The sequence below is a fragment of the Microbacterium daqui genome (assembly GCF_050408675.1).
GTDB lineage: Bacteria > Actinomycetota > Actinomycetes > Actinomycetales > Microbacteriaceae > Microbacterium.
On sequence record NZ_JBNTKF010000010.1, the window covers coordinates 61,343 to 82,602 of the forward strand.

At 61.5% G+C, this 21,260-nt stretch carries 19 protein-coding genes; 17 read left to right on the forward strand and 2 right to left on the reverse strand.

Annotated elements, in window-relative coordinates; genetic code table 11:
- Window positions 1-42 precede the first annotated feature (42 nt).
- Entirely contained in the window at window positions 43-966 is a 924-nt protein-coding gene (locus ACQUSY_RS08130; RefSeq protein ID WP_428903986.1) for a 5'-3' exonuclease, read from the reverse strand.
- Between the two features lie 51 nt (window positions 967-1,017).
- Between ACQUSY_RS08130 and ACQUSY_RS08135 the strand changes: the two genes are divergently transcribed.
- The 5 genes from ACQUSY_RS08135 to uvrB all read left to right on the forward strand — a co-directional run bounded on the left by ACQUSY_RS08135 (window position 1,018) and on the right by uvrB (window position 6,469).
- A complete protein-coding gene (locus tag ACQUSY_RS08135; protein WP_428903987.1) occupies window positions 1,018-1,380 on the forward strand; it encodes a TraR/DksA family transcriptional regulator in 363 nt (120 codons plus the stop codon).
- Between the two features lie 49 nt (window positions 1,381-1,429).
- Window positions 1,430-1,936: a GNAT family N-acetyltransferase gene (locus tag ACQUSY_RS08140; protein WP_428903988.1), complete on the forward strand. Its 507-nt coding sequence runs from the start codon at window positions 1,430-1,432 to the stop codon at window positions 1,934-1,936.
- Between the two features lie 221 nt (window positions 1,937-2,157).
- Window positions 2,158-3,609, forward strand: coding sequence for a 30S ribosomal protein S1 (gene rpsA / locus ACQUSY_RS08145; protein WP_428903989.1), 1,452 nt, complete (start codon window positions 2,158-2,160; stop codon window positions 3,607-3,609).
- 112 nt (window positions 3,610-3,721) lie between these two features.
- Window positions 3,722-4,357, forward strand: coding sequence for a dephospho-CoA kinase (coaE, locus tag ACQUSY_RS08150; protein ID WP_428903990.1), 636 nt, complete (start codon window positions 3,722-3,724; stop codon window positions 4,355-4,357).
- Between the two features lie 45 nt (window positions 4,358-4,402).
- Entirely contained in the window at window positions 4,403-6,469 is a 2,067-nt protein-coding gene (gene uvrB, locus ACQUSY_RS08155) for an excinuclease ABC subunit UvrB (protein WP_428903991.1), read from the forward strand.
- A gap of 7 nt (window positions 6,470-6,476) precedes the next feature.
- Here uvrB and ACQUSY_RS08160 read toward each other — a convergent pair whose 3' ends face one another.
- Window positions 6,477-6,704 (reverse strand): hypothetical protein, encoded by a 228-nt coding sequence (locus tag ACQUSY_RS08160; protein ID WP_428903992.1) that lies wholly within the window; start codon window positions 6,702-6,704, stop codon window positions 6,477-6,479.
- Between the two features lie 42 nt (window positions 6,705-6,746).
- Between ACQUSY_RS08160 and ACQUSY_RS08165 the strand changes: the two genes are divergently transcribed.
- The 12 genes from ACQUSY_RS08165 (at window position 6,747) to ACQUSY_RS08220 (ending at window position 21,105) form a co-directional block, all read left to right on the forward strand.
- Complete coding sequence (locus ACQUSY_RS08165; protein WP_428903993.1) at window positions 6,747-7,202, forward strand: MarR family winged helix-turn-helix transcriptional regulator; 456 nt, start codon at window positions 6,747-6,749, stop codon at window positions 7,200-7,202.
- 178 nt (window positions 7,203-7,380) lie between these two features.
- Window positions 7,381-9,633, forward strand: coding sequence for a 5'-nucleotidase C-terminal domain-containing protein (locus tag ACQUSY_RS08170; RefSeq protein ID WP_428903994.1), 2,253 nt, complete (start codon window positions 7,381-7,383; stop codon window positions 9,631-9,633).
- A 116-nt stretch (window positions 9,634-9,749) separates the two neighbouring features.
- Window positions 9,750-12,734: an excinuclease ABC subunit UvrA gene (uvrA, locus tag ACQUSY_RS08175; protein WP_428903995.1), complete on the forward strand. Its 2,985-nt coding sequence runs from the start codon at window positions 9,750-9,752 to the stop codon at window positions 12,732-12,734.
- Window positions 12,734-14,596 carry an excinuclease ABC subunit UvrC gene (gene uvrC / locus ACQUSY_RS08180; protein ID WP_428903996.1) on the forward strand — a complete coding sequence of 621 codons (1,863 nt, stop codon included), beginning with the start codon at window positions 12,734-12,736 and terminating at the stop codon, window positions 14,594-14,596. Before uvrA ends, uvrC begins: the two co-directional genes overlap by 1 nt.
- A 26-nt stretch (window positions 14,597-14,622) precedes the next feature.
- Window positions 14,623-15,495, forward strand: a complete 873-nt coding sequence (gene rapZ, locus ACQUSY_RS08185; RefSeq protein WP_428903997.1) for an RNase adapter RapZ — start codon at window positions 14,623-14,625, stop codon at window positions 15,493-15,495.
- A 59-nt stretch (window positions 15,496-15,554) separates the two neighbouring features.
- Entirely contained in the window at window positions 15,555-16,529 is a 975-nt protein-coding gene (gene whiA, locus ACQUSY_RS08190; protein WP_428903998.1) for a DNA-binding protein WhiA, read from the forward strand.
- A gap of 155 nt (window positions 16,530-16,684) precedes the next feature.
- The gene (locus ACQUSY_RS08195) at window positions 16,685-17,311 is read left to right on the forward strand and encodes a superoxide dismutase (protein WP_428903999.1); all 627 of its coding nucleotides are present in this window, start codon (window positions 16,685-16,687) and stop codon (window positions 17,309-17,311) included.
- Between the two features lie 103 nt (window positions 17,312-17,414).
- Entirely contained in the window at window positions 17,415-18,422 is a 1,008-nt protein-coding gene (gene gap / locus ACQUSY_RS08200) for a type I glyceraldehyde-3-phosphate dehydrogenase (protein ID WP_428904000.1), read from the forward strand.
- A gap of 2 nt (window positions 18,423-18,424) precedes the next feature.
- A complete protein-coding gene (locus ACQUSY_RS08205; RefSeq protein ID WP_428904001.1) occupies window positions 18,425-19,639 on the forward strand; it encodes a phosphoglycerate kinase in 1,215 nt (404 codons plus the stop codon).
- Window positions 19,630-20,418 carry a triose-phosphate isomerase gene (gene tpiA / locus ACQUSY_RS08210; protein WP_428904002.1) on the forward strand — a complete coding sequence of 263 codons (789 nt, stop codon included), beginning with the start codon at window positions 19,630-19,632 and terminating at the stop codon, window positions 20,416-20,418. Before ACQUSY_RS08205 ends, tpiA begins: the two co-directional genes overlap by 10 nt.
- A gap of 79 nt (window positions 20,419-20,497) precedes the next feature.
- Complete coding sequence (secG, locus tag ACQUSY_RS08215) at window positions 20,498-20,752, forward strand: preprotein translocase subunit SecG (protein ID WP_428904003.1); 255 nt, start codon at window positions 20,498-20,500, stop codon at window positions 20,750-20,752.
- Window positions 20,752-21,105, forward strand: coding sequence for an RNA polymerase-binding protein RbpA (locus ACQUSY_RS08220; protein ID WP_428904004.1), 354 nt, complete (start codon window positions 20,752-20,754; stop codon window positions 21,103-21,105). Before secG ends, ACQUSY_RS08220 begins: the two co-directional genes overlap by 1 nt.
- The last annotated feature ends 155 nt before the right edge of the window (window positions 21,106-21,260 follow it).

Here is a 21,260-nt window from a genome sequence, read left to right on the forward strand (position 1 = left end):
CCCGAGCCGAAAGCTGGGGTGCTCCGTTTCGTTTTCATTGGGCTAGCCGCGCGGCGCGATGGCTGCGCGAAAACGCTCGAGTGCCGTCGTGTACGACCATTTCTCGGCGAGTGCCTCGGCGTGCGCGGCCTCATCGGCGATGAGCGGCGTGAGCGGAACCAGGGGGAGAGTGACGTCGACGTTGCGAGCCACCTCCACAACAGTTGGTGCAACGTCGAGATAGTCATTCGCCGTCAGGATCTTCTTGGCGACGCCCGCTGACATGCCCGTACCCTCAGTTGCTGCCGCACGAATGGCGGCGAGGTTGCCGTGATTCTGCAGGAGGGTCGCGGCGGTCTTCTCACCAACGCCGGCAACACCGGGGAGGCCGTCGGAGGCGTCACCACGCATCGTTGCGAAGTCCGCGTATTGATCGGCGCGGACGCCGTACTTTTGCTGCACGACAGTGTCGGTGATGATTTCTAGGTTGCTCATGCCGCGCGCGGTGTAGATGACGCGCACGTCGCGCGCATCATCAACGAGTTGGAACAGGTCGCGATCGCCGGTCACAACGTCAACGTTGCCGCCCGCGACAGTGGCGAGCGTGGCGACAATATCGTCTGCTTCGAACCCAGCGTGACCAACGATGGGGATATTCAGTGACGTCAGCATGTCGCGAATAATCGGAATCTGCGTCTCCAGCGGGTCTGGTACCTCTTCAACGTCGGGCCCGCCGGCCACCTCTTCGACAACACGGTGTGTCTTATAGGTCGGAATGAGGTCAACCCGCCACTGCGGACGCCAATCATCATCCCAGCAGGCCACGACAGCATCAGGCTGATACAGCGTGACGAGCTTCGTGATGATGTCGAGCAATCCGCGCACGGCGTTCACGCTGGTTCCGTCCGCGGCCTTCACAGAGTCGGGCACGCCGTAGAACGCTCGGAAGTACAAAGAGGCGGTGTCGAGAAGCATGGTGCGGGGCATGTGGTCATTTTGTCACGCGCCACCGTCGGTGGGGCGTCGTATGGTGTGGGCATGCCGAAGAGTCGTGAGGATCAGTTTCGTGCGCTGCTTGCCGAGCAGCGCGAAGAGGCGTTGCGTGCTCTTGCCGCAGCCCAAGCATCGCTCGCGATGGTGGCGGAAGCACGTGATCAGGCCGGGGGAGACGACGAGCATGATCCGGAGGGTGTTCCGCTGTCGCGAGAGTGGGCGCGCGTAGATGCTGCGGCGACGGAAGCTCGAGCGCGGCTCGATGAGGTCGATGCAGCGTTGCTGCGCCTAGAAACCGGCACGTACGGCGTGTGTCGTAGCTGTGCCGGCGCGATCCCGATCGAGCGGCTGCGGATTCGTCCGTATGCCGATGTTTGTGTCCCGTGCGGATCCCGGTCGCGGCGCTGAACCCGCTGTTCGTCCGGGGCGACCATCGCAGCGTCAGTAGGCTGGAAGCATGCTTCCCCTGACTCTGACTGACGGCGCTGTGCTGCGCGATGTGCGCATCGATGACGCCCCTGCGCTGCTCAACCACATCAGAGAACTCGCTGAATATGAGCGTGAGCCTGATGCCGTCCTCAACACGGTGGCCGCGATCGAGTCGACGTTCTTTGGTGACAACCCGCATGCGTTCGCACACGTTGTCGAGCGTGATGGTTCCGTCGTCGGCATCGCTATTTGGTTCTTGACCTACTCCACGTGGACCGGCACGCACGGCATTTGGCTCGAAGACCTGCACGTCTACCCGTCTGAACGCGGTCGCGGCTACGGCAAGCAGCTGATGGCATCGATCGCAGCGGTGTGTGGCGAGCGCGGATACCGTCGCATGGAGTGGACCGTTCTGAACTGGAACGAGCCGGCTATCGGCCTCTACCGTTCGCTCGGCGCAGCCCCGATGGACGAGTGGACGACCCAGCGTTTGGTGGGCGACGAGCTGTCGGCGTTGGCTGCCACGCTTTCCTAATTGCGGCCTGGATTTCACCCACTGTGGCGTGCGCGCCGCGCGTGTCGTATGGCGGGTCAATTCTGATATGCTGAGGTGTCATCTTTGTGGCTGTATTAAGCGACAAGACGAGTGACACAAAAATCCATTTGCTTAAACGCCTGAGATTGCGTGCGTCCAACCACGCCGTCGCTGACGGAGTCTAAGCCCGAGTTTCCAATCCAACAAGGACAACCCACTACATGACTAACGCAACCGCCCTGGCCACCAAGCAGGTCGCCATCAACGACATCGGATCTGCTGAGGACTTCCTGGCCGCGGTCGAACTGACTATCAAGTCTTTCAACGACGGCGACATCATCGAGGGTACGATCGTCAAGATCGACCGCGATGAGGTTCTCCTCGATGTCGGCTTCAAGACCGAGGGTGTTATCCCCTCGCGTGAACTGTCGATCAAGCACGACGTTGACCCCAACGAGGTCGTTTCCGTCGGTGACCTGGTCGAGGCACTTGTTCTCCAGAAGGAAGACAAGGAAGGCCGCCTGATCCTGTCGAAGAAGCGTGCACAGTACGAGCGCGCTTGGGGCGACGTGGAGAAGATCAAGGAGAACGACGGTGTTGTCACCGGTTCTGTCATTGAGGTTGTCAAGGGTGGTCTCATCGTTGACATCGGACTCCGTGGCTTCCTCCCGGCATCGCTCATCGAGCTGCGCCGTGTTCGCGACCTGACGCCGTACCTCGGCCAGGAGATCGAAGCAAAGATCCTCGAGCTCGACAAGAACCGCAACAACGTCGTTCTGTCGCGCCGCGCTCTGCTCGAGCAGACGCAGTCGGAGACCCGCACGCACTTCCTCAACAACCTGCACAAGGGTCAGGTTCGCAAGGGTGTCGTTTCGTCGATCGTCAACTTCGGTGCGTTCGTTGACCTCGGTGGCGTTGACGGTCTCGTCCACGTTTCCGAGCTGTCCTGGAAGCACATCGAGCACGCTTCTGAGGTCGTCGAGGTTGGCCAGGAAGTCACCGTCGAGATTCTTGAGGTTGACCTGGACCGCGAGCGCGTTTCGCTGTCGTTGAAGGCAACGCAGGAAGACCCGTGGCAGGTATTCGCACGTACCCACGCAATCGGTCAGGTTACCCCCGGTAAGGTCACCAAGCTGGTTCCGTTCGGTGCATTCGTGCGCGTTGCTGACGGCATCGAGGGTCTCGTTCACATCTCCGAGCTCTCGGGCAAGCACGTTGAGCTTGCTGAGCAGGTTGTCTCGGTTGGTGACGAGGTCTTCGTTAAGGTCATCGACATCGACCTCGAGCGTCGCCGCATCTCGCTGTCGCTGAAGCAGGCTAACGAGTCGGTTGACCCCTACGGCACCGAGTTCGACCCGGCTCTGTACGGCATGGTTGCAGAGTACGACGAGAACGGCGAGTACAAGTACCCGGACGGCTTCGACGCTGAGTCGGGCGCTTGGAAGGAAGGCTTTGACGCCGAGCGCGAGAAGTGGGAGCAGGACTACGCTGCTGCCCAGGCTCGTTGGGAAGCACACAAGGCTCAGGTCATCAAGGCCGCTGAGGCTGAGGCTGCAGCTCCCGAGTTCGATGCAGGCGCATCGTCCTTCTCGAGCGACTCGGCTGCCGCTGGCACGCTGGCTGACGACGAGGCACTCGCAGCTCTCCGCGAGAAGCTCTCGGGCAACGCTTGATCTAACGATTAACTGACGGGGCCGGAACCATATGGTTCCGGCCCCGTTTTCTTTTTTGCTGTGTGGAATGCTGTCGCGGAACCACGGGGCTGGCTCTGGCAGGATGGTGCGTATGCCTCTCATTGCGCTCACCGGCGGGATCGCGTCAGGAAAGTCTTCGATCGCCCGCCGCTTTGCCGAACACGGTGCGATCGTCGTTGATGCGGATGCGGTGGTGCGGGAGCTGCAGGAGCCGGGCACACCGGTGTTGGCGGCCATGGTTGCCGAGTTTGGCGCCGACATTCTGGACGACACGGGCGCGCTGAAGCGTGCGGAGCTGGGCGCGCGCGTCTTCGGCTCACCGGAGAAGGTGGCCACGCTGAATGCCATTGTGCATCCCGCGGTTCGTGCGAAGACCGAACAGCGCTTCACGGAAGCGTTTGCGCGCGATCCGGAGGCCGTGGTGATCTACGACGTGCCGCTGTTGGTTGAGGCTCGGTCGAGCGACCCGTGGGAACTCATTATCGTGGCGCACGCGCCGGCAGAAGAACGCGTTGCGCGCCTCGTCGAGTTTCGCGACATGAATGAAGATGAGGCTCGGGCCCGGGTGGCCTCGCAAATCCCTGACGAGCAACGCCTGCAAATCGCTGACGTCGTCATTGACACGAGCGCGTCACTTGACCAGACGCTGCTGGAAGCCGACCGGGTATGGAACGACCTGGGTTCGCTTCTGCGTATCGCTCGAGATCGTCGCGAGGAGCGCGCTTAGCCACGCGTCGCGCCGAGTGTCTGAGGGCACGCGTAGGCTGGTGGCATGCAACCCACGCGTGCCGTCCGTCCCTTCGAGGTCATCAGCGAATACGAGCCCTCAGGTGATCAGCCGCAGGCGATCGCTGAGCTGGCGGCGCGCATTAATGCGGGCGAGACTGACGTTGTACTGATGGGTGCCACCGGTACCGGTAAGTCTGCAACGACGGCCTGGCTCGTTGAACAGGTGCAGCGGCCGACGCTCGTGTTGGCGCACAATAAGACGCTCGCCGCGCAGCTCGCGAACGAGTTTCGTGAGCTGATGCCGAACAATGCGGTTGAGTACTTCGTCTCGTACTACGACTACTACCAGCCTGAGGCGTACGTTCCGCAGACAGACACCTTCATCGAGAAAGACTCATCGGTCAACGCCGAGGTTGAGCGACTCCGCCACTCCACGACGAATTCGTTGCTGTCGCGACGTGACGTTGTCGTGGTGTCGACGGTGTCTTGCATCTACGGGTTGGGTGCGCCGGAGGAATATCTGCGCGCCATGGTCGCGCTACAGGTGGGGGAGCAGTACGATCGCGATGCCCTCATTCGCCAGTTCATTTCGATGCAGTACAACCGCAATGACGTTGACTTCTCGCGGGGTAATTTCCGTGTTCGTGGCGACACGATCGAAATCATTCCGGTGTATGAGGAGTACGCGATTCGCATCGAGATGTTCGGTGATGAGATCGAAGCGCTGTACCGTCTCCACCCGCTGACCGGTGACGTCATCGACAAGCTGGACTCGGTTCCGATCTTTCCGGCCTCGCACTACGTCGCCGCAACTGATGTCGTGCAGCGATCGATCAAGACGATCGAAGATGAGCTGGCGGAACGGCTGAAGGAGTTTGAGAGCCAGGGCAAGCTTCTCGAGGCGCAGCGTCTGCGCATGCGCACGACGTTTGACCTCGAGATGTTGCAGCAGTTGGGCTTCTGCTCGGGCATTGAGAACTACTCGCGTCACATGGACGGGCGTGAGCCCGGCGAGCCGCCACACACACTGCTCGACTTCTTTCCCGATGACTTCCTGCTTGTGATTGACGAATCGCACGTCACCGTGCCGCAGATTGGCGCGATGTACGAGGGTGATGCGTCGCGCAAGCGCACGCTCGTTGAGCATGGCTTCCGTTTGCCGAGTGCGATGGACAACCGTCCCCTGCGATGGGACGAATTTAAGAACCGCATCGGTCAGACCGTCTATCTGTCGGCGACGCCTGGCAAGTACGAGATGGGCATTGCCGACGGTGTCGTTGAGCAGATCATTCGCCCGACGGGCCTCGTTGACCCGGAGATCGTCGTCAAGCCGTCCAAGGGGCAGATTGACGATTTGCTCGAGCAGATTCGCATTCGCGTTGAGAAAGACGAGCGCGTGCTCGTCACGACGCTGACGAAGAAGATGGCTGAAGAGCTCACCGACTTTTTGCAAGAGCACGGCGTGCGCGTGCGGTACCTACACTCCGACGTTGACACGCTCCGACGTGTTGAGCTGCTGAGCGAACTCCGTGCGGGCGTTTATGACGTGCTGGTGGGTATCAACCTGCTGCGTGAAGGCCTTGACCTGCCCGAGGTATCGCTGGTTGCGATTCTCGACGCTGACAAAGAAGGATTCCTGCGCAGCGGAACCTCGTTGATTCAGACGATCGGTCGTGCGGCTCGTAACGTCTCGGGTCAGGTGCACATGTATGCCGACCGCATCACGGACTCCATGGCCAAGGCCATCGAAGAGACTGAGCGCCGTCGCGAAAAGCAGATTGCGTACAACACCGAGCACGGCATCGATCCGCAGCCCCTCCGCAAGAAGATCGCGGACATCACTGATGCGCTGGCGCGTGAGGGCGCTGACACCAAGGCGATGCTTGCGCGAACCGGGGGAGCGAAGAAGAAGTCACCGACTCCGAAGCTCGGCCGCGAAGGCATTGCGGCTGAAGGCGCAAGCCAGCTGGAGTCGACGATTGCTGACCTCACCGATCAGATGCTGACGGCTGCGCAAGAGCTCAAGTTCGAGCTCGCAGCGCGATTGCGCGATGAGGTGCAAGACCTGAAGCGTGACCTGCGTCAAATGGAGAAGGCCGGCCACGCGTAACGGTGCTCTAAGACGGGCAGTGCATGAGGGGCTTCGGTCCCGAGCGATCGAACTCGTGCTCGTTCATCGGGTGACCGCACAGGGGGCAGGCCTTCGCCACAGACGACTCAACCGGCGTGCTCTCGTACGGACCGACTGATGCGGGGCCAGCGAACTTGATGAGGCGTGAGTTCAAGAACGTGTACAGGCCTCCGGCTTCGCGGATACGCGTGCGGAGCGGCTTCTTCTCAGGCATATTCCTTAGTGTACTAAACATTAGGTCGTATAGAATGCAGATATGACGATTTCACGTGACGACATGCTTGCCCTAGACAGTCAATTGTGCTTCGCGCTCGTCACTGCTGCACGCAACGTCGTATCGATTTATCGTCCCATTCTGGAGCCGCTGGGCTTGACTCATCCGCAGTATCTCGTGATGCTCGCGCTGTGGGAGAGTTCGCCGCGCACGCTCAATGACCTCGCCGATGCTCTCGCCATGGATTCCGCGACAGCCTCGCCGTTAGTAAAGCGGCTGGAGGTTATGGGGTTGGTGGCTCGTCAGCGCAGTGCGACCGACGAGCGACGCCTCGATATCGTCGTTACCCTCGAAGGGCGAGCGCTCCGTGATCGCGCCCTGGAGGTTCCGCCCGCCGTCATCGAAGCCACCGGAATGACCCTTGATGACATTGTGGCGCTGCGCGAGTCGTTGCGGCCGTTCGCCGGGAGGAAGTTGGTGACCAATGCTTCGGAATGATGAGACCTCCCTCATCCGCTTTCCTGAGAAACGGCTGAATTGCGCCGGAATGTAGCGACTTTGCACGTTGAGAGGATGAGAACCATCTCAGGCTGAGCAGTTTGCCCGGTGGGATCCCTAGGCTCGCGCGAGAGGGCGGCGTTGTGCCGTACCCGCCCGTGAGAAGGGATCCACAAGCATGTCTTCATCATCCATGCGGCGCCGTCGCGCAGGTCTCGCCGTCGTCACGACGGTCGCGCTGGTCTGCGGCGGTGCACTTGCCGCAACCCCGGCAACCGCAGCCGACCCGGTCACGATTAACCTCGTGACCTTCAACGACTTTCACGGTCGTCTGCAGAACGAGCCGCGCTCCGATGCCGCCGGCATTGCGGCGCTCGCCGGCGCCATTTCGGAAATCCGCGCTGGCAACCCGAACACCGTTGTTGCGGCGGCGGGCGACCTCGTCGGCGCTTCGACATTCACATCGTTCATTCAAAATGACGAACCGACGATTGCCGCGCTGACCGCTGCCGGCCTTGATGTGAGTGCAGCGGGCAACCACGAGTTTGACCAGGGCTGGGCGGATCTTCGCGACCGCATTCAACCGCTAGCCGGCTGGCAATACATTGCCGCCAACCTGCACGATCGCGTCACTGGTGACCCGATCATGCCCGAGTACTACACCCAAACATTTGACGGCGTAACGATTGGCTTCATCGGCGCCGTCACCAACGAACTGCCATCGCTCGTGAGCCCCGCGGGGATTGCCGACGTCGTTATCGGCGACGTTGCCGACAACGTCAACCGAGTGGCTGACGACCTGCGTGATGGCGACCCCGCCAACGGTGAGGCCGATGTGGTCGTTCTTCTCGTGCACGAGGGCGCAGCCGATACGACGCTCGCATCCGCAACAGACCCGGCGTCACCGTTCGGTCGCATCGTGACGCAGGTTGATGGCGACGTTAACGCTATTGTTTCCGGCCACACGCACCTCGCGTACAACCACGTGATTGACGGGCGACCGGTCATCTCCTCCGGGCGATACGGTGAGATGTTCTCTGACATGGAGATCGTCGTTGATCCCACCACGAAGCAGCTCGTCTCGATGACGAACGAGACGTTCTCGATGAAGACCAACGGGGTACTCAACTATCCCGAAGACCAGGCTATTCTCACCGACATCGTGGAGCCCGCCGCCCTCGTTGCGGCCGAAAAGGGCAAGGTTTCGCTGGGATCGATCACCGGTGACTTCAATCGCGCACTGAAGTCGGACGGCAGCACGGAGGCGCGCGGCGGCGAATCAGTCTTGGGCAACTGGGTTGCCGACGTGCACCTGTGGGCAGCGCAGCAGGCCAAGCCCGAAACGCAGATCGCGTTCATGAACCCTGGTGGCCTCCGCGCTGACATGCCATACGCAGGCACCTCAGCAGAAGACCCCGACGGCAACGTGACCTTCAAGGAAGCGGCCGATGTACAGCCGTTCGCCAACACACTGATGACGCTGACGCTCACCGGTGAGCAGATTCGCCAGGTGCTCGAGCAACAGTGGCAACCGGCCGGGTCTTCGCGGCCGTTCCTCAAGCTCGGTGTGAACGATGGTTTCCAGTACACGTTCAACCCGACAGCAGCGCTGGGCGAGCACATCACGTCGATGACGCTCAACGGTGTCGAGATTGACCCCGCGGCGTCGTACGTTGTCGTGGCCAATAGCTTCTTGGCTACGGGCGGGGACAACTTCGGTGCCTTTAAGAACGGCGTCGGCCTTGCTGACTCCGGTCTCAGCGACCTCCAGTCGGTGGTGGACTGGTTCGTTGCGCACCCCACGGCGACCCCCGACCTCGCGCAGCGCGCCGTTGGGGTCGTCGCAAGTGCACCCGCGGATGCTGCTGGCTTTGTTGCGGGGGAGACCGTGACGCTCGACCTGTCCGGCCTGGAGTTCACGACTACCGAGGCGCTTGCCGGCACGGTGACCGCAACGCTCGGCTCGGCATCCGTCACCGCTGACATCACTCGCACAGTGACCGACAACGATGACCTCACCGGCCAGGCCACGGTCTCGCTCGTGGTTCCCGCGGACGTCTCCGGTGACGTCAGCATCGCCGTGACGACCCCCACCGGAACCTCGGTGATGGTTCCGCTCACCGTGCAGGTTCCGGTCGTCAAGGCCGACACCACGACGGTGGCGTTTGCGAACAAGGTGCTCGCGAAATCCAACCAGAAGATCAAGGTGACCGCGCTCGTGTGGGCAGACGGCGCCCAGGTCGCCGGAACCGTCACGGTTTACGACGGCGACACGGTCGTGGGCACCGGAACGGTGAACAAGCACGGCGTTGCGAAGATCACGGTGTCGGGCCTCGCCGTTGGCTCGCACAAACTGATCGCGGTCTACGAGGGCAACGACGAGCTCAATAGCTCGACGAGTTCCGGGTGGCCCATCTACGTGTGGCACTAGTCGCTGACACGGTGGACACCAGTGGGTGGAAGGCAACGGGCCTTTCACCCACTGTGTTTTTGCCGAGAGGGAGCCCGTGCGACCTCAGTGTCGGAGGCCACGCCTAGACTTGTCGGGTGCCCATTGTCTCTGTTCCGAACTTATCCAAACTGACCGTTCGTGGCGCTCGCGTCCACAACCTGCAAAACGTTGATCTCGACATTCCTCGTGACGCCATGGTCGTCTTTACCGGCCTTTCTGGTTCCGGTAAATCCAGCCTCGCGTTCGACACGATCTTCGCTGAAGGCCAACGTCGCTATGTGGAGTCGCTCAGCGCCTACGCACGTCAGTTTTTGGGGCAGGTAGACCGACCAGATGTCGATTTCATCGAGGGGTTGAGCCCAGCGGTCTCGATCGACCAGAAGTCAACGAACCGCAACCCGCGCTCAACGGTCGGCACAATCACGGAGATTTACGACTACATGCGTCTTCTGTGGGCACGCATTGGTGTGCCGCACTGCCCGGAGTGTGGCGAAGTCATCCAACGCCAGACCGTGCAGCAGATCGCCGACCAGCTGATGGATCTACCTGAACGCACGCGCTACCAGGTGGTGGCTCCCGTCGTCTCCCAGAAGAAGGGTGAGTTCGTTGAGCTCTTCCGCGAGCTCGGTGCCAAGGGCTTCAGCCGCGCGATGGTCGACGGCGAAATGATTCAGTTGGCTGAACCGCCGACGCTCAAGAAGAGCTACAAGCACGACATTGCCGTCGTCATCGATCGTCTCGTGGCGGGCCCCGGCATTCTGAGCCGCATCACCGACTCGGTCGAGACGGCGCTCGGCCTGACGAACGGCATCGTGCAGGTCAACTTCGTGGATGAAGAGGGCGACGACGCATGGCAGTCGTTCTCCGAAAAGCTCGCGTGCCCCAACGGGCACCCCGTGCAGTTGACTGAGATTGAACCACGCACGTTCTCGTTTAACGCGCCGTTCGGTGCGTGCCCGACGTGCTCGGGTTTGGGCACCCGCATGTCGGTCGACAGCGAGCTGCTGCTCGGAGACGTTGAGCTTTCAATTCGCGATGGCGTCGTGATTCCGTGGACGACCCAGGGCAAGGGTCTCTTCCAGTACTACGAACGCCTGCTTGAGGGTCTCGCACGAGACCTCGATTTCTCGCTGGACACCCCGTGGAACCAGCTGAGCACGGAGGTGCAAGAGGCCGTTCTGCACGGTGAGAACTACAAGGTCACGGTGAAGTGGAAGAACCGCTACGGCCGTGAAATGCGGTACGCGTCGGGCTTCGAAGGCGTGGTTCCCTACATTGAGCGCCAGTACCAGCAGGCCGAAACCGACACACAGCGTCAGCGCTGGGCTGAGTACCTTCGCGAGGTTCCGTGTGCTGCGTGCGACGGCGACCGCTTGAAGCCTGAAGTGCTGTCGGTGCTGATCCACGGCCACTCGATTGCCACGACCACGCGGCTAAGCCTTGCTGAGGCTCACGAGTTCTTCGACAAGCTCGAGCTGAACAACCGTGAGGCGAAGATCGCGGCACAGGTGTTGCGCGAGATTCGGCTGCGTCTGCAGTTCTTGATTCAGGTGGGTCTGACGTACCTCAACCTGTCGCGCTCCGCTGGCTCGCTGTCGGGTGGTGAGGCGCAGCGCATTCGTCTGGCGACCCAGATTGGTTCTGGCCTGACGGGTGTGCTCTATGTGCTCGATGAGCCGAGCATTGGCCTGCACCAGCGTGACAACCGTCGCCTCATTCAGACGCTCGTCACGTTGCGCGACCTGGGCAACACGCTCATCGTCGTCGAGCACGATGAAGAGACCATTGAAGCGGCCGACTGGATCGTTGACATCGGCCCGGGCGCTGGCGTTCACGGCGGCACCGTCGTGCACTCTGGCCCGTACCCTGAGCTCCTCGCCGACACGGCCTCGATGACGGGTGACTACCTTTCTGGCCGTCGCTCCATCGCGTTGCCGGAGAAGCGTCGCGCGATCGACCCTGACCGTCAGATTTCGGTTGTCGGAGCAAAAGCAAACAACCTGCGCGATGTGACGGCTGACTTCCCGCTCGGCGTCTTCACCGCCGTCACCGGCGTCAGCGGTTCTGGTAAGTCGTCCCTTGTCAACGACATCCTGTACCGCGTTCTTGCCGGCCGCCTGAACGGTGCCCGCACGCTCCCCGGTAAGCACTTGCGCGTCACAGGCCTCGACAACCTAGACAAGGTCGTGCACGTCGACCAGGCGCCGATTGGGCGCACGCCGCGCTCCAACCCAGCGACCTACACCGGTGTGTTTGACCGCATTCGCACCCTGTTCTCGGAGACCACCGAGGCCAAGGTGCGCGGCTACCAGCCGGGTCGCTTCTCGTTTAACGTCAAGGGCGGCCGCTGTGAGGCCTGCTCGGGTGACGGAACCATCAAGATCGAGATGAACTTCCTGCCAGACGTGTACGTAGCGTGTGAAGTGTGCCAGGGCAAGCGATACAACCGCGACACACTCGCCGTGCACTACAAGGGCAAGAACATCGCCGAAGTGCTCGAGATGCCGATCGCAGAAGCGGCCGAATTTTTCGAGCCTATCCAGGCGATTCACCGCTACCTGAAGACCCTCGTTGACGTGGGCCTCGGCTACGTACGCCTCGGGCAGTCGGCCACGACGCTGTCTGGCGGTGAAGCGCAGCGTGTCAAGCTCGCGACCGAACTGCAGCGCCGCAGCAACGGCCGCAGCATTTATGTGCTCGACGAGCCGACCACGGGTCTGCACTTCGAAGACGTCCGTAAGCTCCTCGAAGTGCTCAATGAGCTCGTCGACAAGGGCAACACGGTTGTTGTCATCGAGCACAACCTTGACGTCATCAAGTCGGCCGACTGGGTTATCGACCTGGGCCCCGAGGGCGGGTCCGGGGGTGGCATGGTCATGGCGACCGGAACCCCCGAAGACATTGCGCTGGCGGAGGGTAGTCACACCGGTCACTTCCTCGCAGAGATCTTTGCGAAGGCTGGCGTTGATCCGGCACAGGTGGCACGCCCGAAGCTGGTGAAGAAGAAGGCAGTGGAACCAGTGAAGAAGGCGACTGCGAAGAAGAAGACCTCGGCGGCGCGGGCTAAGAAAGCTAGCTAATGGCCAGCGATCTGCCCTACAAGCCGAAGCCGGGGGAGATTCCGACCAACCCCGGCGTGTATCGCTTTCTCGATGCCGCGGGGCGCGTGCTCTACGTTGGCAAGGCGAAGAGCCTGCGTCAGCGGTTGTCGAACTATTTCGCACCGTTGCACACCCTGCACGAACGCACGCGTCGGATGGTCACGACGGCGGCAAGTGTGGAATGGACGGTCGTCGATAGCGACGTTGATTCGCTCCAGCTGGAGTACATGTGGATCAAGGAGTTCGATCCGCCCTTCAACGTGCGGTACAAAGACGACAAGTCGTACCCGTACATGGCGATCACGCTGGCAGATGAGGCCCCGCGCGTAATCGTGACGCGCAACCCCAAAATTCGGGGAGCCAAGTATTTCGGGCCGTACCCGAAGGTCTGGGCGGTGCACGACACCATCGATCAAATGATCAAGGTGTTTCCGATTCGCACGTGCTCGGACGCAGCCTACAAACGCGCCATGCAGTCGGGGCGCCCATGCTTTCCCGGTCAGATCGGCCGCTGCGGCGGACCGTGCTCGATGAAAGTGACGATCGAAGAACACCGCGAGATGGTGAATGACTTCGTCGCGTTCATGTCGGGTGGCGACTCCCGCTTCACGAAGAAGCTCACCGCTCAAATGCAACAGGCCGCGGCCGACATGGATTACGAAGCGGCCGCAAAGTATCGTGACCAACTCGCCTCCATCGAAGCCGTCCTGAGCAAGAGCGCACTCGTCTTGCCAGCAGACGAAGATGCCGACCTGTTCGGCATTGCCGAAGATGAACTGGCAGCTGCCGTGCAACACTTCATCATTCGCGGTGGGCGTGTGCGCGGTGTGCGCTCCACGACGGTCGAGAAAGAAATCGACATCAGTGGTGCGGAGCTGGTCGATCAGCTCTTGCAGCGCGTCTACGGCGACGCGAACCCGGAGTCCATTCCCAAGCGAGTATTGGTTCCGTCGCTTCCTGATGATGCTGCAGAACTCGAGCAGTGGTTGCGTGCACGGCGGGGCAAATCAGTGCAGCTTAAGGTTGCGCAGCGTGGCCAAATGGCCGACATCATGAAAACGGCAACCCTCAATGCGTCGCAAGCGCTCATGCTGCACAAGACGCGTCGCTCTGCCGACTACGTGTCTCGTTCGCGCGCACTCACCGACCTGCAGGAAGCTCTCGGGCTGGAAACGGCGCCACTGCGCATCGAGTGTTACGACATTTCGCACCTCTCCGGCACGAACGTCGTCGCGTCGATGGTCGTGTTTGAAGACGGCTTGCCGCGCAAAGACCAATACCGGTCGTTCAACATTGCCGAAACCACCGACGACACCGACTCGATGTATCAAGTGCTATCGCGCCGCCTCGCCCGCCTGGACGACGACGCCGAAGCGGTCGATGAAGCCGGCAATCGCAAGCGATTTGCCTACCCGCCGCAATTGCTCGTTGTCGACGGTGGCCAGCCACAGGTTGCCGCAGCAGCGCGCGCCCTGGCCGACGCTGGCCGCACCGATATTGCGCTATGCGGCATTGCGAAGCGCCTCGAAGAGATCTGGTTGCCCGGTGACGACTATCCCGTCATTTTGCCGCGCACCAGTGAGGCCCTGTATTTGGTGCAACGCTTGCGCGACGAGGCGCACCGATTCGCCATCACGCATCAGCGCAAGCGTCGCAAAAGTGGCATCACCACGGTGCTTGCCGAGGTTCCGGGTCTGGGGGAGACCCGCATCAAAACGCTCTTGCGGCACTTTGGCTCTGTCACGGCGCTGAAGAACGCGACCGCGGCAGAAATCACCCAGGTGCCGGGTATTGGCCAGGGTCTCGCAGAAACAATTAGCGAGCACCTGAAACCTCGGTAGTCTTGATGTAGCGAGAGGAGCACAGCGTGAGCACGTCAGACGAGGGCCAGGTCCTCATCGTCACGGGAATGTCGGGGGCAGGGCGCTCGACGGTAGCGAACGCGCTGGAAGACCTGGGATGGTACGTCGTCGACAACCTCCCGCCGCAAATGTTGCGTCCGCTGCTCGACTTTTCCAGTGCGAGCGGAACCTCATTCCCTCGCGTTGCGGTCGTGATCGACGTGCGTGGCGGCACCCTCTTCGCGGAATTGCCCGACGTGCTGCAAGAACTGCGCCGACGTGGTGACACCCGATTGGTGTTCCTCGACGCTTCTGATGAGGTTTTGGTGCGCCGTTTTGAAGCCGTGCGCCGACCGCACCCCCTGCAAGGGGAGGGCACGCTCGTCGACGGTATTCACGCCGAGCGCGAGCGCCTGCGTATGGTGCGGGAGAGCGCCGACGTCTTGATCGACACCACCAACTTCAACATTCACCAGTTGGCGAATGCCGTTTCTGACACGTTCCGCGACGAGGATTCGTCAAAACACGACGTCACGGTGATGAGCTTTGGCTTCAAATACGGTCTCCCGACTGATGCGGATTTCGTGGCTGACATGCGTTTTCTTCCCAACCCGTTTTGGAACGAAGAGCTGCGCCCGTTCACCGGAAAAGATGCCGCAGTCTCGGACTACGTGCTTTCCCAGCCAGGAGCGAGCGAGTTCATTGAGAGTTACGCCGCAGCCGTTCGGGCGGCGATTGACGGGTATCAGCGAGAGAACAAGCGCCACTCGGTTATCGCTGTCGGTTGCACGGGCGGCAAGCACCGCTCAGTCGCAACGTCTATCGAATTGGCAAAACGCTTGGCAGAAGTGCCAGGCATTGCCGTTCGAGTGAAGCATCGAGACCTCGGTCGAGAGTAAGATAGAAGTTCCGCCTTTTTGCGCGCTCCCGACTTTTTATTTGAAATAGAGGTACCCCAGTGGCACTGACCGCCGATGTCAAAGGCGAACTCGTCTCGATTCGCGACCCGCGCCCTTCGGTTCGCGTTGCAGAGCTGACGAGCATCCTGCGTTTCGCTGGCGGACTGCACTCGATTGCCGGCCGCGTTGCGGTCGAAGCTGAGGTCGATGCCGAAGTCCTCGCGCGCCGTGTGGCTCGCGATCTTGTTGAAATTTACGCTGCCCGTCCGGAGATTGTTCCGGTTCAGGCCTCAGGCTCGCGCTCGGGCAACCACTGGGCTGTTCGCGTGATCGAAGGTGGCGAAACGCTCGCCCGCCAGACCGGTCTGCTCGACCAGCGCCGTCGCCCTGTTCGTGGCCTGCCCAACCGTCTCACTACGGGCACGCGTGATGACCTGGCCGCCATCTGGCGCGGTGCATTCCTCGCCGCCGGAACACTGACCGAGCCCGGTCGTTCTGCCGCAGTGGAGGTCAGTGCACCGTCGGGTGAAGCGGCGATGGCCCTTGTCGGCGCCGCACACCGCATGGGCATCGCGACGAAGGCCCGTGAGGTCCGTGGCGTGCCGCGCGTCGTTGTCCGCGAGGGCGAGTCGATTCGTGCGATTCTCGCCGCGATGGGTGCTGTGCGCACCGCCGCTGCGTGGGATGAAATGCGTCAGCGCCGCGAAGTACGTGCCGGCGTGAACCGCCTCGTCAACTTCGATGACGCCAACCTTCGTCGCTCGGCACAGGCTGCCGTTGCCGCGTGTGCTCGCATCGAGCGCGCGCTGGAGATCCTGGCCGATGAGGTACCTGATCACCTCCGTCAGGCTGGTGAGCTACGCCTTGCGCACCGTGACGCGAGCCTCGATGAGCTGGGCCACCGCGCTGACCCGCCGCTGACCAAGGACGCCGTCGCAGGTCGCATCCGTCGCCTCCTGGCGATGGCAGACAAGCGCGCCGAGGTTGAGGGAATCCCCGGAACCGAAGCTGCGGTTCCAACCGGCGAAGACTAAACACCGCCAATACTTTACCCGCCGCCCGGCACGGGAATCTTCCCGAGCCGGGCGGCGTTGGCGTCGGTAGGATGAAAATGATTGACCCTCCCGCTTCGGCGGCTCCGGGGGTCACCAAGGCGCCCGATGGGTGCGGACCAGAAAGAAGCGAAATAATGGCGACATACACGCTGCCAGAGCTCACCTACGACTACTCGGCTCTCGAGCCTGCAATCAGCGGTGCCATCATGGAACTGCACCACGGAAAGCACCACCAGGCCTACGTGACCGGTGCCAACACGGCCCTCGAGCAGCTGGCTGAAGCACGTGCGGCAGGCAACTTCGCAAACATCAACAAGCTCGAGAAGGACCTCGCGTTCAACCTTGGTGGTCACACCAACCACTCGATCTTCTGGACAAATATGTCGCCGAACGGTGGCGACAAGCCCACCGGCGAGCTTGAAGCCGCAATCACGGATCACTTTGGTTCGTTCGACGCATTCCAGGCACACTTCACCGCCGCAGCACTCGGCGTGCAGGGTTCGGGTTGGGCTGGCCTGTTCTGGGACTCGATCGGTGAGAACCTGATCATTCAGCAGTTCTTCGACCAGCAGTCACAGTTTGCCGCGGGTTCCGTGCCGCTGCTGCTCCTTGACGTCTGGGAGCACGCATACTACCTCGACTACAAGAACGTCCGTGCCGACTATGTCAAGGCGTTCTGGAACATTGCGAACTGGGACAACGTGCAGACACGTTTTGAAACAGCACGCACGCAGAGCAAGGGCCTGCTGGTACAGTCGTGAACGGTGGCGTCCCCGGTTGGGATCACCACCGGGGACGCCGATGTCCGCGAAACTATTCGTCACGCGTTCATCGGCGCGCGTGACAGACCACTAGGGAGCATAAGTGGCTGTAAAGATTGGCATTAACGGCTTCGGCCGTATCGGGCGCAACTACCTGCGCGCGGCTCTGGCGCAGGGCGCCGACCTCGAGGTTGTTGCCGTCAACGACCTCACCGACAACAAGACCCTCGCGCACTTGTTGAAGTACGACTCGATCCTTGGTCGCCTCGACCAGGACGTAACGTACGACGACGAGTCGATCACGGTGGGCGACAGGGTTATTCGGGTGTTCGAGGAGCGCGACCCCGCAAACCTGCCCTGGGGCGAGCTCGGTGTTGACATCGTTATCGAGTCGACGGGTCGTTTCACGAAGGCCGAAGACGCTGGCAAGCACATCGCTGGCGGCGCCAAGAAGGTCCTCATTTCGGCACCCGCAACGGGTGAAGACGCAACGTTCGTCATGGGTGTTAACGAGCACCTGTACGACCCCGCTGCGCACCACATCATCTCGAACGCCTCGTGCACCACGAACTGCCTCGCGCCACTCGCGAAGGTGTTCAACGATAACTTCGGTATCGAGAACGGTCTGATGACCACGGTTCACGCCTACACGGCTGACCAGAACCTGCAGGATGGCCCGCACAGCGACCTTCGTCGTGCACGCGCCGCCGCGGTCAACATTGTTCCGACGTCGACGGGCGCTGCCAAGGCTATTGGCCTGGTTCTTCCGGAGCTCAAGGGCAAGCTTGACGGCTTCGCACTGCGCGTTCCGGTTCCCACCGGCTCGATCACTGACCTCACGGTGACGGCTTCGCGTCCGGTCACGCTGGACGAGGTTAAGGCTGTCTACAAGGCTGCCGCGGCTGAGGGCCCCCTCGCCGGCATCCTGAAGTACACCGAAGATGAAATCGTCTCCAGCGACATCGTCACTGACCCGCACTCCTCGATCTTCGACGCAGGTCTGCTGCGCGTTATCGGCAACCAGGTCAAGCTGTCCAGCTGGTACGACAACGAGTGGGGTTACTCCAACCGCCTCGTAGACCTCACCGAATACGTTGGAGAGCGCCTCTAAATATGACTCTGCGAACCCTCGACTCGCTCGGAAACCTGGCGGGTAAGCGCGTTATCGTGCGCTGCGACCTGAACGTGCCGTTGAAAGACGGCATTATTACGGACGACGGCCGCATCCGCGCCTCACTTCCTACGCTGAACACCCTCATTAACCAGGGTGCTCGTGTAATCGTGTGTTCTCACCTCGGGCGTCCCGAGGGTGCACCGGACGAGCGCTACAGCCTCGCTCCGGTTGCGCAGCGTCTTGCCGAACTCCTCGGCAAGCCGGTCGCGTTTGCGCGCGACACGGTAGGGGAGTCGGCGCAAGAAGCAGCAGCTGGTCTCGATGACGGCGGCATCGCCGTCATCGAGAACCTGCGCTTCAACCCGGGCGAGACCAGCAAAGATGCGGGCGAGCGTGCAGCGTTCGCCCAGCAGCTGGCTGCCCTGGGCGACGTCCTCGTCTCTGACGGATTCGGCGTTGTCCACCGCAAGCAGGCCTCTGTCTACGAACTGGCGCAGCTGGTTCCGTCTGCCGCGGGCCTGCTGATTGCAACCGAACTTGATGTGCTTGATCGCCTCACCGAGAACCCGGAGCGCCCTTACACAGTCGTGCTTGGCGGCTCGAAGGTCTCCGACAAGCTCGGTGTTATTGAGCACCTGTTGCCGCGCGTTAACCGCATTCTGATCGGCGGCGGCATGCTCTTCACGTTCCTGAAGGCGGAGGGCCACAACGTGGGCTCAAGCCTCTTGGAAGAAGACCAGCTCGACACCGTTCGCGGCTATCTCGCTGACGCGCGTGAGCGCGGCGTAGAGATCGTGCTGCCGACGGATGTCGTCGTCGCGGAGAAGTTCGCCGCTGACGCTGCACACGAAGTCGTTCCTGCGAATGCCATTGAGGAGACGAGCTTCGGAACCAGTGGCATCGGCCTCGACATTGGTCCAGAAACGTCGAAGGCTTTCGCTGACGCCGTGCGCTCCAGCAAGACCGTGTTCTGGAACGGCCCGATGGGCGTGTTCGAGTTCGCCGCGTTTGCTGGCGGCACGAAGGCCGTGGCGCAGGCTCTCACCGCCGTTGACGGCTTGAGTGTGGTCGGCGGTGGCGACTCTGCCGCAGCCGTACGCCAGCTCGGATTCAACGATGACCAGTTCGGTCACATCTCCACCGGCGGTGGAGCCAGCCTCGAATTCCTCGAAGGTAAGAAGCTTCCCGGACTGGAGGTCCTCGGATGGTCGTAACGCGTATCCCCCTCATAGCGGGTAACTGGAAGATGAACCTGGATCACCTCCAGGCCGTCGCATTCGTGCAGAAGCTGCACTGGACGCTGAAAGACGCGAAGTTTGAGTCCAGCGCGGTTGAGCTGGCGGTATTCCCGCCGTTCACCGACATTCGCTCGGTGCAGACGCTCATCGACGCTGACAAGATTCCGTTCTCGCTGGGCGCGCAAGACATTTCGGCACACGACTCGGGTGCGTACACCGGTGAAATTTCCGGCCTGTTCCTCTCCAAGCTCAAGTGCGGCTACGTCATCATCGGTCACTCCGAACGTCGCGACTACCACAACGAGACCGATGAGATCGTGGCCGCGAAGACGAAGGCCGCCATCAAGCACGGCGTTGTTCCGGTGATTTGCGTCGGTGAAACCGCAGAAGACCTGGAGAAGCACGGCGCGAGCGCTGTTCCGGTCGCTCAGCTGCGCGTTGCCCTCGACGGTCTCGACAAGAAGTCTGACATCGTCGTTGCGTACGAGCCGGTGTGGGCCATTGGCTCCGGCCAGGCGGCAACTCCGACGCAGGCGCAGGATGTTTGCAAGGCCCTCCGCGGCGTCATTGCCGCGACTCTGGGTGACGATGCGGCTGCCCGCACCCGCATTCTGTACGGCGGATCCGTCAAGGCCAACAACATCGCTGCGTTCATGCGCGAGCCCGATGTTGATGGTGCTTTGGTTGGCGGCGCAAGCCTTGTGGTCGACGAGTTTGCGGCAATCGCGCGCTTCCCGAGCCACGTCGGCGTCTAGCGTTTCGCTCTGGCAGATTCGTCTTCTCCCATATACTGGAGTTTCGTGCGCGATCCGTTCGCACTTGAAAGGTTTTCCCGTGGCTATTCTTGAGCTCATCCTGCAGATTGTGCTGGGCCTCACCAGCTTGCTGCTGACCCTGCTGATCCTTCTCCACAAGGGTCGTGGTGGCGGTCTCAGTGACATGTTCGGTGGCGGAATGAGCGCCTCCTACGGTTCGAGCGGACTCGCCGAGCGCAACCTGAACCGCTTCACCGTGGTTCTTGCTCTCGTCTGGTTCGTGACGATTGTTGGCCTGGGCCTGATCACCAAGTTCAACGGATTGGCAGGCTAATGGCTACCGGAGGTAACGCTATTCGGGGTACCCGCGTTGGCGCTGGCCCCATGGGCGAGCAGGATCACGGCTACCACGCTGACCGCCTGGCGGTTTCGTACTGGGACGCGCTCGGCAACGAGACGGTTCGCTATTTCGCGGCCAACCTGCCGGAAGAAGAAATTCCGGAGCAGATTGACTCGCCGCAGTCGGGTCTGCCCGCCGGTCGCGACAAGAACAACCCGCCGGCGCTGGCAAAGCCCGAGCCCTACAAGACGCACCTCGCATACGTGAAGGAGCGTCGTACCGACGAAGAGGCTGTTCAGCTTCTCGACGAGGCTCTGGCTGCCGTGCGCGCACGTCGCGGTCAGTAAGACATCACAACGAGAAAGGGCGGGAGCATTTTGAACTGCTCCCCGGAAGTTGGACTGAGAAATCAGATACCAATTTTCGGGGAGTTTTTCTATGCGTGCACGTTCCGCACTTTCACCCAAGCAACGCGAACTCGCAGTCGGATGCTTTGAGGAGG

Bases quoted from the DNA above. Each gene is read 5' to 3' on its own strand.
- ACQUSY_RS08130 (WP_428903986.1), bottom strand. From the start codon at position 966: ATGCCCCGCACCATGCTTCTCGACACCGCCTCTTTGTACTTCCGAGCG.
- ACQUSY_RS08135 (WP_428903987.1), top strand. From the start codon at position 1,018: ATGCCGAAGAGTCGTGAGGATCAGTTTCGTGCGCTGCTTGCCGAGCAG.
- ACQUSY_RS08140 (WP_428903988.1), top strand. From the start codon at position 1,430: ATGCTTCCCCTGACTCTGACTGACGGCGCTGTGCTGCGCGATGTGCGC.
- rpsA (WP_428903989.1), top strand. From the start codon at position 2,158: ATGACTAACGCAACCGCCCTGGCCACCAAGCAGGTCGCCATCAACGAC.
- coaE (WP_428903990.1), top strand. From the start codon at position 3,722: ATGCCTCTCATTGCGCTCACCGGCGGGATCGCGTCAGGAAAGTCTTCG.
- uvrB (WP_428903991.1), top strand. From the start codon at position 4,403: ATGCAACCCACGCGTGCCGTCCGTCCCTTCGAGGTCATCAGCGAATAC.
- ACQUSY_RS08160 (WP_428903992.1), bottom strand. From the start codon at position 6,704: ATGCCTGAGAAGAAGCCGCTCCGCACGCGTATCCGCGAAGCCGGAGGC.
- ACQUSY_RS08165 (WP_428903993.1), top strand. From the start codon at position 6,747: ATGACGATTTCACGTGACGACATGCTTGCCCTAGACAGTCAATTGTGC.
- ACQUSY_RS08170 (WP_428903994.1), top strand. From the start codon at position 7,381: ATGTCTTCATCATCCATGCGGCGCCGTCGCGCAGGTCTCGCCGTCGTC.
- uvrC (WP_428903996.1), top strand. From the start codon at position 12,734: ATGGCCAGCGATCTGCCCTACAAGCCGAAGCCGGGGGAGATTCCGACC.
- ACQUSY_RS08195 (WP_428903999.1), top strand. From the start codon at position 16,685: ATGGCGACATACACGCTGCCAGAGCTCACCTACGACTACTCGGCTCTC.
- ACQUSY_RS08205 (WP_428904001.1), top strand. From the start codon at position 18,425: ATGACTCTGCGAACCCTCGACTCGCTCGGAAACCTGGCGGGTAAGCGC.
- tpiA (WP_428904002.1), top strand. From the start codon at position 19,630: ATGGTCGTAACGCGTATCCCCCTCATAGCGGGTAACTGGAAGATGAAC.
- ACQUSY_RS08220 (WP_428904004.1), top strand. From the start codon at position 20,752: ATGGCTACCGGAGGTAACGCTATTCGGGGTACCCGCGTTGGCGCTGGC.